The 11,585-nt window shown below is 72.3% G+C and carries 9 protein-coding genes; 6 read left to right on the forward strand and 3 right to left on the reverse strand.

What is annotated here, in order from left to right; genetic code table 11:
- Nucleotides 1-7: 7 nt before the first annotated feature.
- Nucleotides 8-2,476 carry a helix-turn-helix domain-containing protein gene (locus OG408_RS28090; protein ID WP_326672637.1) on the reverse strand — a complete coding sequence of 823 codons (2,469 nt, stop codon included), beginning with the start codon at nt 2,474-2,476 and terminating at the stop codon, nt 8-10.
- Nucleotides 2,477-2,711: 235 nt separating this feature from the next.
- Here OG408_RS28090 and OG408_RS28095 point away from each other — a divergent pair, with 235 nt between their 5' ends.
- The 6 genes from OG408_RS28095 (at nt 2,712) to OG408_RS28120 (ending at nt 9,817) form a co-directional block, all read left to right on the forward strand.
- Nucleotides 2,712-2,939, forward strand: a complete 228-nt coding sequence (locus OG408_RS28095) for a hypothetical protein (protein ID WP_266783164.1) — start codon at nt 2,712-2,714, stop codon at nt 2,937-2,939.
- 83 nt (nt 2,940-3,022) lie between these two features.
- Entirely contained in the window at nt 3,023-4,258 is a 1,236-nt protein-coding gene (locus OG408_RS28100; RefSeq protein ID WP_326672639.1) for a serine hydrolase domain-containing protein, read from the forward strand.
- A gap of 109 nt (nt 4,259-4,367) precedes the next feature.
- Complete coding sequence (locus tag OG408_RS28105; RefSeq protein ID WP_285567094.1) at nt 4,368-5,447, forward strand: alpha/beta hydrolase; 1,080 nt, start codon at nt 4,368-4,370, stop codon at nt 5,445-5,447.
- A 35-nt stretch (nt 5,448-5,482) separates the two neighbouring features.
- Nucleotides 5,483-6,184 (forward strand): hypothetical protein, encoded by a 702-nt coding sequence (locus OG408_RS28110; protein WP_326672642.1) that lies wholly within the window; start codon nt 5,483-5,485, stop codon nt 6,182-6,184.
- A gap of 233 nt (nt 6,185-6,417) precedes the next feature.
- Nucleotides 6,418-6,597: a hypothetical protein gene (locus OG408_RS28115; RefSeq protein ID WP_266783171.1), complete on the forward strand. Its 180-nt coding sequence runs from the start codon at nt 6,418-6,420 to the stop codon at nt 6,595-6,597.
- A 58-nt stretch (nt 6,598-6,655) separates the two neighbouring features.
- The gene (locus OG408_RS28120; protein WP_285567212.1) at nt 6,656-9,817 is read left to right on the forward strand and encodes a helix-turn-helix transcriptional regulator; all 3,162 of its coding nucleotides are present in this window, start codon (nt 6,656-6,658) and stop codon (nt 9,815-9,817) included.
- A gap of 287 nt (nt 9,818-10,104) precedes the next feature.
- Here OG408_RS28120 and OG408_RS28125 read toward each other — a convergent pair whose 3' ends face one another.
- Together OG408_RS28125 and OG408_RS28130 are read right to left on the reverse strand one after the other, a co-directional pair.
- The gene (locus OG408_RS28125; protein WP_326672645.1) at nt 10,105-10,329 is read right to left on the reverse strand and encodes a DUF6191 domain-containing protein; all 225 of its coding nucleotides are present in this window, start codon (nt 10,327-10,329) and stop codon (nt 10,105-10,107) included.
- Between the two features lie 28 nt (nt 10,330-10,357).
- Nucleotides 10,358-11,539 carry a PQQ-dependent sugar dehydrogenase gene (locus tag OG408_RS28130; protein ID WP_326672647.1) on the reverse strand — a complete coding sequence of 394 codons (1,182 nt, stop codon included), beginning with the start codon at nt 11,537-11,539 and terminating at the stop codon, nt 10,358-10,360.
- Between the last annotated feature and the right edge of the window lie 46 nt (nt 11,540-11,585).

The raw sequence follows: 11,585 nt of genomic DNA on the forward strand, positions 1-11,585 counted from the left end.
CCCCGGCTCAGTCGTTCCGCAACAGCCTCGGGGCGTCCGTGCCGAACCGCGCCGGTGCGTACGTGCTCCGGTGCTCCCGGTACGTGCGGGCGAGGTGGTGCTGGAGCCGGATGTGGCGGAACTGGTACACCGCGCCGGTCTGGCGCAGCACGCCCCGGCGGTAGGCGTCGTCCAGGAAGGCCGCCGGGTCCCGGGGGAGCTGCCCGGTCAGGGGCAGCCAGACCCGCGACAGGACCAGCCACCGCCCCCAGGCGGTGAATGAGAGCGCGTACGCGCACGTGCCGCCGAGCCCGCCGGTCACACCGATGACGAGCCCGTCCCCGGCCCGCCAGATCAGCGTGCCGAGGGGGCCGTCGAGCAGTCCTGTGATCACCTCCCCGCCGAACGCGATCGCCAGCGTGAGCGCCGGGACGAGGACGAGCACCTGCCGGAGCACCGTCGCGCGGTTCGAGGCCAGCAGACCGGCGGGGGTCGCCGCGGAGGTGACGTCCAGAGGCGCTTCGAGCACCGCCATGACCCCGAAGACGAGTCCGGCGCCGACGCCGAAGATCAGGCCGAGGACCAGCATGTTGATGAGCGTGCCCCTGATCACCAGCTCGTCGGAGAGCGGGATCCCGTAGAACAGCCGGCGCTGGAGCGCGAGAGCGGCGGCGCAGCCGGCGCCCATCACGAATCCGCCCGGCAGCACCGCACCGAACCGGGCGGCGAACGTACGCACCGGTCTGCGTCCGGCACCGGTGCGCGCGCCCGGCAGCCGCAGCCGGACATGGGCGGGCTCGAAGGCCGCGGTGCCGAACCGGACCAGGATCGCGTGGACGCAGCCGAAGGCCAGACCGGCGGCCGTCCCCATCGCACAGCCCAGCATGAGGGCCTCGCCGACCGGGAACGGCAGATTGATCAGATTGACGCACCACACGGCGAGCGCGACGCAGAGGGCCGAGGACACCACCACCGACAGCAGCCGCGTGGACAGCCGCAACGACGCACCGATCCGCCACCAGGCGAGGTCCTGCTGGTCGCCGTCGAGCTGGGCCAGATGGTGGGCGAGGTAACTGAGCCAGTGCTCGGCGTGCTCCGGGTCCCGGTGCCGCTCCCGGCGGCCGGTCGCGCTCCGCTCGGCGACGCGGCGCCGGTAGACCGTCGGCACGAAACCCGCCAGCAGATGTTCCTCCAGGGCGTTCTCGTCGGGGAAGCGCTCGGCGTCCAGCAGCTCCACCGGATCCCTGTCGGGGGCCTCGCTGTACATCGTCCGCGCCAGGACGATCATGAGCGGGGTGCTCAGGACCCTGGCCAGCGGGGCGTCGGCCGCACCCTCGTGGGCGCGCAGCCCGTCCAGTACGGGGGTCCAGACGGCCGTCCCGTCGCGATCACCCCGCGGGACCGGCCGCGCAGTCCTGGGCAGGTAGCCGGCGAGGTCGTCGAGGGTCAGATCGGTGAGTTCGAGACCGGCGGCCCAGACCAGCGGGGTGCCCGTCTCCGCGACGGCTTCGGCGAACTCACCGCGCCGGCTGGTCAGGACGAGCGGGAGCGAGGTGCCGTTGAGCGTCTCCAGCGCGGTGCTCCGCAGCCCCTCCGCTATCTCGTCGAACCCGTCGAGGACCGGCAGCACGAGACCGGCGTCGACCAGTGCCGCGGCGAGCGTCGAACCGGACGGGGTCCGGCGGGTGAGATGCGGATGGTCCCGGACCAGGAGGTCGATCAGCCAGTCCCGTAACGCGACGGCCGTGGGGTCCCAGGATCCGAGGCTGAAGATGACCGGTACCCGGTCGTCGGGTGCCCGGGTCTCCAGGTGGTCCAGGACGAACCTGATCGTCAGCACCGACTTGCCGGATCCGGCCCGGCCGAGAACCACGAGCCGCCCGGACAGGATGCGCCCGTAGACCTCGGCCACGCTGCCCAGATCGCCGCTCAGGTCCACGCCGCCGGATATCGCGCCGGGAGGCAGCCGCTGGATGTTCTCCGAATGATCGGTGAGGGACGCGGGCGCGTCCTGCCAGCGCACGGGGAGCGGAAACGGGTCATGGACCCGCCGGTGTTCCTCCTCGCGCCGCCACCGACGTCGGATCTCCCGCGCCAATTCCGTCGCGGCGGAGGTGAGTTCGGTGAGTTCGGTGAGTTCGCCGTGAAGGGCAGCAGGCGTGGAACGCTCTTCCGGCCGGGAGGCCGGGGCGGAATCCGGTACGGAAAGGGGCGCGGAATGCGGGACCGCGAGTCCGCCCGGCGGTCCGGAATTCGCGGCGGCCGGGGCCGCCGCCGGACTCGCCAGCGTGGCCGCCAGCCACTGACGGTCCTCGGGCCCGGCCTCCAGGGCGTCCGCCAGCAGGTTCACCGTACCCAGCCGGTGATCGCTGGATCCGCCGGTCTCCAGCCTGCGGATGGTGCGCACACTCACCCCGGAACGCGCCTCCAGCTGTTCCTGTGTCAGCCCCGACCGCTTTCGCAGCCGGCGCAGCAACAAGCCGAGCTGATCCGTCACTTCGACATCCCCTCCGCAGCCGAGCGTGTGCGCCGGTGAGCCTATCGTGACGACCGGTCATATATGGCCGGTCGCTTGTCCTGTCCTGCGACCAGCGCGAACGCCACGATCAGTGGTGCCCGGTGCGCCGACACGGGGCGGCGCACCGTGCAGGGCATTCGAGAAGCAACCGGCGCGCAGCCGGACCGGACCGCCTCTCCCGGACTTCTCCTGCCACGACTGACGAGGAGTGGACATGGCCTATCGATTCTGGTGCGGCGAGTGCGGTTTCAAGACGCCGTGGATGGGCGAGTCCCAGGGGGCGCAGCGCCAGCTGGACCACTACCTCAAGCAGCATCCCGGAATTCCCGCCGGCGGTCATGTGCAGACCGACCGGAGGCGCCCGAAGGGAAGCATCGGATTCCTTCACATGGCGGGAATCGCGATTCTGCTGCTGATCATCGTCGTCGCGTGTCAGGGCTGACGCGCGACCGGAATGCGGCAGGACGGCCGCACCACACATCGGAAACGCTCGCTGACGACAAAGGGGACGGAATGAGAGTGAACATGCTCGATGTATTCGGGACAGGCTTCGCGGGGGAAAGGGAGAATGCGGCGGGCGCGGAGAGCGAGCGCACCGAAAGCGCCGCCCGGCAGCCCTTACGGAAGCGGAGGCACCTGCGCCGACTGCTGCCGGCCGCCGGGCTCGCCTGCCTCCTGCTGACCGCCGCCGCCGTCCCGGCGAACGCCGCCGGCCCGACCCCGGCGGACATCCTCCGGGCCGGAGCCCAGCAGGGCGTCGCCGACGGATACCCGGGTGTGATCGGCATGGTCAGGAAGGGCGACACCACCCAGTACGTGCAGGCGGGAGTGGGCGACCGTACGACCAAGGTCCCCGCGGACCCGAAGGCGCAGTTCCGGATCGGCAGCAACACCAAGGCGTTCATCTCCACCGTGCTGCTCCAACTGGAGGGCGAGAAGCGGCTGTCGCTGGACGACACCGTCGCCAGGTGGCTGCCGGGAGCGGTCGCCGCCAACGGCTACGACGGCTCCACGATCACGATCCGCCAACTGCTCAACCACACCTCGGGCCTGCCCGACTACCTCAGCGCCCTGCAGATCAACGGGCCGTACTTCCTCAACACCAACCCCCGGGAGGTCCTGCCGCCGCAGACGCTGGTCAACGTCGGCCTCGGACTGCGAGCGCCGACGTCCGCACCGGGGGAGAAGTTCGGCTACTCCAACACCAACTACGTCCTCGCGGGAATGGTGATCAAGGCCGTCACCGGTTCGGAACCGGCCGCGGAGGTCCAGCGGCGCATCATCGAGCCGCTCGGTCTGCGCGACACCACCTTCCCCACCGCCGACCCCGCGCTCTACGGCAACCACCTCCACGGCTACGCGATCCGGGCGATCTTCATCGGCGACGACACGGTCTCCAACGTGCAGGTCAGCGGGAGCGCCGGCGCGATCGTGTCGACCATGGACGACCTGGCCACCTTCACCCGGGCGCTGCTGACCGGACAGCTCCTGGAGCCCACGCAGCTGGCCGAGCTCAAGACCACCGTCCCGGTGACCGCCGACGCGGGCTACGGGCTGGGCATCGAGCACATGAAGCTGCCCTGCGGAAAGTGGGCCTGGGGACACAACGGTGCCGTGCTCGGCTACTTCAGCGAGTGGATCACCAGCGAGGACGGCGCCGAGCAGGTACTGCACGCCAACAACGAGTTCCACATGCTCGCCGGAACGCAGGGGCAGGCCCACACGGGCAAGGCCATGACGGACGCGTTCTGCGCGCTCTGAGAACCGCGACCGGAGGGGGAGCCCCGGCGGCCGGGCCGGTCCACGGCCCGGCCGCCGGGCCGGCTCTCCCCTCACCGTGAGAGCCACCCGCTCTCGGAGAGGACACCCGATGAGGACCCTGCTGACCTCCTGGCGAGGACGGACCCGGGCGGCGCTGGCCGCCGCCGCGCTGACCGCGGCCGCGACGCTCGCCGCTCCGCCCGTACACGCCGTGGGCGTCGCGCCCCCGGTGCTGCACGACGGCTTCGGCCTGACCCAGGTCGCCGAAGGCGCCGAGGTGCGCTCGGACACCGACTTCACGGTCACCGTGACCACCGGACAGGTCTCCGGCCCGCACCGGATCCGCATCTTCCTGCCGAGCGGCTACCGGGCGTCCCCGGACAAGCGGTGGCCCGTGGCGTACTTCCTGCACGGCGGTGGCGGAACCGTGGACGACGCAGGCGCCGCACCGGCACTGCATGCGGACTCGATGATCACCGTCGTACCGGACGCCGGCCTGAAGAGCTGGTACGCCGACTGGCAGATGCAGAACACCTCCGTGGGCGCCGCGAACTGGGAGACCTTCCACCTCGACCAGGTCGTCCCGTTCATCGACGCCAATCTGCGCACCCTCGCCGACAGGAGCCACCGGACCGTTGTCGGGCTGTCCATGGGCGGCTTCGGCGCACTGCACTACGGCGAGGCCCGGCCCGATCTCTTCGGCCACGTCGCCTCGCTGTCCGGCGGGATCGACTTCGGCATGGCGGAGGTCCGGGCGGCGGTCCTGGCCACCGAACTCAACGTCACGGGCGCCTGGTGCGCGGTGAGTACGTCCAGCCCGGCCGGCACCGGCCGGTGCACCGGATACGGGCCCACCGTCGACAGCGACGCGATCTTCGGCTCCCCGTACCCGGTCCTGGGCGCGGACCGCATCTGGAACGCGGTCGACCCCGCAGCCCCGGCCAACCTCGCCAGGCTGGAAGGAGCCGAGGTCACGCTCTACACCGGCAGTCAGGGGCCGATCGACCACTTCACCCGCATCGCCACGAAGAACGTCAAGGCGCGCCTGGACGCGCTCGGCCTTCCCAGCCGCCTCGTCGACTACGGCGACGGATCGGCGCTGGCCCCCACCTGTGACGGAGGGCACAACTACGGCTGCTGGGCACCGGCGCTCGCCGACTACATGGACCGGCTGGGACGGGCACGTTAAGAGGGTTCTCATCTGCCGCCCCTAGCGTGCGGCATATGAACCCCACAACTCCCACTACTCCCACCGCTCCCGTCGCCGAGGGCGACGACGAGCAGCAGAACGCCGCAAAGAACGCAAAGGACGCAAAGACGGCAAAGTCTGCTGACATCGCGAACACCGAGCAGAGGGACGGCACCGGCAGCACCGAGGACGCGGCGCCGCGGCTCGACAAGGCGCCCGCGTCCGACACCGGCCTGGACCAGGACACCGATCCGGACCAGGACACCGGCCCGGACCAGGACGCCGATCTGGAGCAGGAGCTGGACGACGAGGCCACCAAGGAGTCCTCCCGTCTCGCCGCCGCGGGCGCGGGCATCGTCTCCGTCGGACTCGGCATCGTCTCGCTCAGCGGGGCCTGGAGCGGCCGGGTCGCCGCCGAGCGCGAGACGCTGATCGGGCAGATCAAGACGTCGTCCGGCGGCTCCGCCGGACAGCAGATCTCCGAGATCTACGGCGACGCGTGGCACGCCACCGCCCTGGTCAACGGCCTCTTCGGGCTGGTCGCGCTGCTCGTCGGCAGCTACGTCCTGGTCCGGCCGGCGTTCGGTCAGCCGTCCGTGCACCCGCAGGCCGGCTGGGTCCGCGCCGTCGCCAAGGGCGGCATCGTCCTCGGTGCGCTGGGCGTGCTGATCGCCGTCGCCATGTACTTCGATCTCATCGTCGCCCTGCCGACCGCGCCGGCCGCACCCGCCGGCTAAGGGCTGTCCCGCCCTCAGGGCGTGCTTCGGGAGCCCCGCCGCCCGGTCTAAGGCATGTCCGGGCGCACTGCCCGGCCGCGTCGGGCGGCATGAGGCACTCCCTAAGGCCCCCGGGCCGTCACAGATGCGGCACACGCCCGATGTGGCGGCACCCCCTGGGGGACGAGAGTGGTGGCACGGCAGAAGCACTGCCGCCACCGAGGCCCAACGGGCCCGTCCCCAGGGGGAATCACATGTACGAGCTCGAACTCCACAAGGTCCTCTCGGCCGAACTCATCCGCCGTGCCGACCGCGAGCGACTCGTCCGGGAGGCCCGCCGGGCCCGCCGGGCGGCCCGCGGCAGTGCGGGCCAGGAAGCCGAGAGGACGGTGAGTGCGGACCAGGACCGGGAACGGTTCGCGCACGCCGCCTAGGGAACCGACGACCGTGCCCGTTCAGATTCCGGCGCTCACGCTGTCGGACCCGTGTGCGATGCTCGGCGACGTGGAGACCAGGTCAGTCAGTCCCGTGTTCGTCGGCCGCACAGGCGAACTCACCGCGCTCACGGACGCGCTCGCCCGCGCCACCGCCCGGGGCACAGCCCCGGCCGGCGGTGGCGGCGGCGAGCCGCAGGCGCTGCTCGTCGGTGGCGAGGCGGGCGTCGGCAAGACGCGCCTGGTCGAGGAGTTCCTCGCCGTGGCACTCCGCCGCGAGGCCGTCGTCGCCGTCGGCGGCTGCGTCGAGATCGGCGCCGACGGCCTGCCGTACGCCCCCTTCTCCACCGCCCTGCGCGCCCTGCGCCGCACCCTGCCCGACGAGATGGCCGCGGCCTGCGCGGGACAGGAGAGCGAACTGGCCCGGCTCCTGCCCGAACTCGGCGAGACCGGCCGGGACGCGGCCGACGAACACGGCACCGCCCGCCTCTTCGAGCTCACCGCCCGGCTCCTGGAGCGCATCTCGGCCGACCGCGCCGTCGTGCTCGTCCTGGAGGACCTGCACTGGGCCGACTCCTCCACCCGGCACCTGCTCGCCTACCTCTTCCGTACGCTGCGCAGCGGACGCCTCGTCGTGATCGGCACCTACCGCGCCGACGACATCCACCGCCGCCACCCGCTGCGCCCCCTGCTCGCCGAACTGGACCGGCTCCGCACCGTCCGCCGCATCGAGCTCTCCCGCTTCAACCGCGCCGAAGTCCGCCGCCAGCTCGCCGGCATCCTGGCCACCACCCCCGAACCCGCCCTGGTGGACGAGATATTCGAGCGCTCCGACGGCAACGCCTTCTTCGTCGAGGAGCTCGCCTGCACCCTGGACTGCGACGACCGGGCCGGACTCCCCGACTCCCTGCGCGACCTCCTCCTGGTCCGGGTCGAAGCACTCACCGACGACGCCCAGCGGGTCGCCCGCATCATCGCCGAGGGCGGCTCCGCCGTCGAGTACGAGTTGCTGGCCGCCGTCGCCGGCCTCGCCGAGGACGACCTCATCGAGGCCCTGAGGGGAGCCGTCGGCGCCAATCTGCTGCTCACCACCCCGGAGGGCAACGGCTACCGCTTCCGGCACTCCCTGGTCCGCGAGGCCGTCAGCGACGACCTGCTCCCGGGCGAACGCTCGCGGCTCAACCGCCGTTACGCCCAGGCCCTGGAAGCCGACCCCACCCTCGTCCGCGACGGGGAGCGGGCCACCCGCCTGGCCAGCTACTGGTACGGGGCGCACGACCCGGCCAAGGCGCTGCCGGCCGTCCTCAAGGCCTCCGTGGAGGCCCGCCACCGCAATGCCTACGCCGAACAGCTGCGGCTGCTGGAACGGGCGATGGAGCTGTGGGACGACGTCCCCGACGAGACCCGCGGCACGCTGCGCCCCATCGACTACGCCGAGGTGTATCCGGCCTGCGGCCGCGACGGTTCCGCCCCGCTGAGCCATCTCGACCTGATGGCCGAAGCCACCGTCGCCGCCCGCTTCGGCGGCGACCGCGAACGCGCCCTCACGCTCTGCAAGAAGGCCCTGCGCACCCTGGAGGGCGAGGACGACGCCCTGCGCTCCGCCTGGTTCTGGGTCCAGCGCTCCCGCCTGGTCCAGGACGTCGCCCGCGGCGACGGCTGGGACGAACTGGCCAGGGCGGAGGAACTGGTCCGCGGCCTGCCCCCGTCCGCCGTGCACGCGGAGGTTCTGATGAGCGTGGCCGGCTGGGGCGCCCTGCACCAGCCGGGCGCCGACACCCTCGCCGCGGCCGAGCGGGCCGTGGAGTACGCCCGGCTGGTCGGCGACGAGTACATCGAGCTGCACGCACGGCTCACCCGCGGCTGGCTCAACGCCGACGCCGGAGCCGTCGACGAGGGCATCGCCGAGATGTACGCCGTCCGCGACCGGGCCGACGAACTCGGCCTCGTCGGCATCATGGGCCGCGTCAGCATCAACCTCCCCTCCACCCTCGAAGCCATGGGCCGTTCCCTGGACGCGGTGGCCGCTGCCGACCACGGCATCGAGATCTGCCACAACCACGGTGTCGCGGACATGGAGGCCTGGGCCCGCAGCAACCAGGCCATGTCGCTGTTCTCCCTCGGCCGCTGGGACGAGTCCCTCGCCACCACCGAGGCGGCCGCCCGCAAGAGCCTGTCCCGCAAGTCCCACGGACTGGTGGCCGCGCGCCGTACCGAAGTGGCCCTGGCCCGCGGGGACCTCGCCGAGGCGGAGACTCAACTCGCGCTGACCAGGCGGAGCTTCGGGTCCAGCGATCCGCAGCCGCAGCACTTCATCAGCCCCGTCCGCCACGCCATCACCATCGCGGTGCAGCAGGGGCGGCTGCCGGAGGCGCGGGCCGCCTTCGAGGCCCAGGCGGCGGAGGGCTTCCCGCCCGGCACCCAGCGGTACGCCTTCCCCATGCTGCACGTCGTCGCGGCGGCCGAGGCCGACGCCCGCGGCCTGCCCGCCACCGAACCGGGCCGGCCGGGCATCCTCGCCCTCGTCCGGAGCCACCTCAAGCGGCTGCCGGCGCTCGTCCCCATCTGGGCCGCCTACGGGGTGCTGATCGACGCCGAACTGGCCCGTGCCGAGGGCCTCGACACCCCGGACCACTGGTCCGGCGCCGCCCGGGCCTTCGCCCCGCTGCACCGCCCGTACGAACTGGCGCAGATCCGCCACCGCTGGGCCGAGGCCCTGCTCATAGCCTCCGGCGACCGGACCGCGGCCACCACGCTGCTGCGCGAGGCCCACGGCACCGCCCGGCGCCTGGGCGCGCGCCCGCTGACCGAGACCATCGAGCTGCTCGCCGGCCGCGCCCGCATCACCCTCACCGACCCCGACGCCGCCCCCGGCCGGGCACCCGCCTCCGACGAGGCGATCCCGCTGGCCGTGACCGTCCCGGACCACGGCGAGGAGCAGGCCGGGGGAGGCCCGGACCACACGGAGGAGCAGCTCCGGGCCGCGGCGGCCGCCGCGGTGGAGTCCTTCGGGCTGACCCCGCGCGAACAGGACGTGCACCGGCTCGTCGCCGCCGGCCACACCAACCGCAGGATCGCCGAGGAGCTCTACATCTCACCCAAGACCGCGAGCGTGCACGTCTCCAACATCCTGGCCAAGCTCGGCGTCAACGGCCGCGGCGAGGCGGCCGCGCTCGCCCACCGGCTGCGGCTGTACCGGATGCCGAAGGACGCCGTCTAGGGTCTTTCGTTTGGATCAGGCTGGATCAGGGAGCGGGGTCCGGTGCGTGCGGCTGCAAGGCGGAGTAGGGAGTCGGATGGGGTCTCCCCTGCTCGAGCGAAGCCGAGAGCTTGGGGAAGGAGCATGGGCGACCGACGACAACGCGGGAGGGGGCCCCTCCCTGCTCGAGCGAAGTCGAGAGCTTGGGGGAGCGCGTGCCGGGGCCCGCGAGCCCGGCATGATCCGAACGAGAGGCCCTAGGGCCGCACTCCCGCGCCGGACCGGACCGGTCCTCGTCCGGCCCGGCGTCACGCCCCGTCGGCCCCGGTGTCCTCGGAGTCGCCGCCGTCACCGTCACCGTCGTCGCCGTCCCCGTCGCGACGGCGGACCACGACCTTGCCCGATGTGAGGTCTATCGGGCCGCGCGCCGGGTCCCCGACACCGAGGTCCACCCGGGTCAGCTCCAGCCGCTTCTGCTCCTCGGCGGTGTGCTTGCGGCCGGGTGCGAAGAGTTCCTCGAAGAAATTGAACACGGGCCGCGCACCCTTCCGCCTGGGGCCGCTAGCTCACCTCGGCCACCAGGATCCTGTCGTCTCCCGGCTTCGGTGAGCCGCGGCCGTCCGTCTCGTTCGTCACGAGCCAGAGTCTGTTGCCGCCCGCCGCGAGCACGGTGCGCAGACGGCCGTACTTCCCCTCCAGGAACGACTGGGGGGCCGCCAGAGGTTCCTTGCCCTCCGTACCGGACAGCGGGATCCGCCAGAGCCGCTCACCCCGCAGACCGGCCATCCAGATCGAACCCTTGACGAAGGCGATGCCGCTCGGGGACGCCTCGGACGTCTTCCACTGTGCCACGGGATCACGGAACCCCGCCTCGCCGGCCTTGCCCTCGGCCTCCGGCCAGCCGTAGTTGCCGCCCGGCACGATCCGGTTCAGCTCGTCCCAGGTGTCCTGGCCGAATTCTGCCGCCCAGAGCTGCTTCTGCCCGTCCCAGGCGAGACCCTGCACATTGCGGTGACCGTACGAATACACCACGGAATCGGCCTGCGGATTGCCGTGCAGCGGCTCGCCGTCCGGGGTCATCCGGAGGATCTTGCCGGCCAGTGACTTCTTGTCCTGCGCCAGACCGTCGTCCCCGGTCTCGCCCGTGCCCGCGTACAGCATGTGGTCCGGGCCGAAGGCGATCCGTCCGCCGTTGTGGATGGAGCCCTTCGGGATGCCCCGCAGGATCGTGTCCGGGGCGCCCAGCAGCTGTCCGGGGGTCGTCCCGTCCTCGTCGTACAGCATGCGGGCGATGCGGTTGTCCGAAGCGGTGGTGAAGTACGCGTACACCAGGTGGTCCGTGCCGAAGGTGGGGGAGACCGCGATGCCCAGCAGGCCGCCCTCGCCGGCCGGGGCCACCCCCGGCACGGTGCCCAGGAGGGTCTTCTTCCCGCTCTTCGCGTCGATCCGGGTGATCGTCCCCTTGTCGCGCGAGCCCACCAGCAGGTCGCCGTCCGGCAGCTCCGCGAGCCCCCAAGGGGAGTTCAGGCCCTCCGTGAGGGTCGACACCACCTTCACCGTGCCCTTCGCGGGCGGCAGGTCCGCCGCGGGACGCGAGGCCGAGGCGGACGGCGAGCCGGCCGGGCCCGTCGTCCTCGGGGAGCCGGACGGGGATCTCGCCCCCTGGCCCGCCGTGCTCTCCGCACCCTCCTGCGAGGAGCATCCCGCGGTGAGCATCAGGGCGCCGGCCGCCAGCACGGCCACGGCACCCCGCCGCGCACCACGGCCACCTCCGCGACGCGTCGCACGA

The sequence above is a fragment of the Streptomyces sp. NBC_01257 genome, assembly GCF_035917255.1.
Lineage (GTDB): Bacteria > Actinomycetota > Actinomycetes > Streptomycetales > Streptomycetaceae > Streptomyces.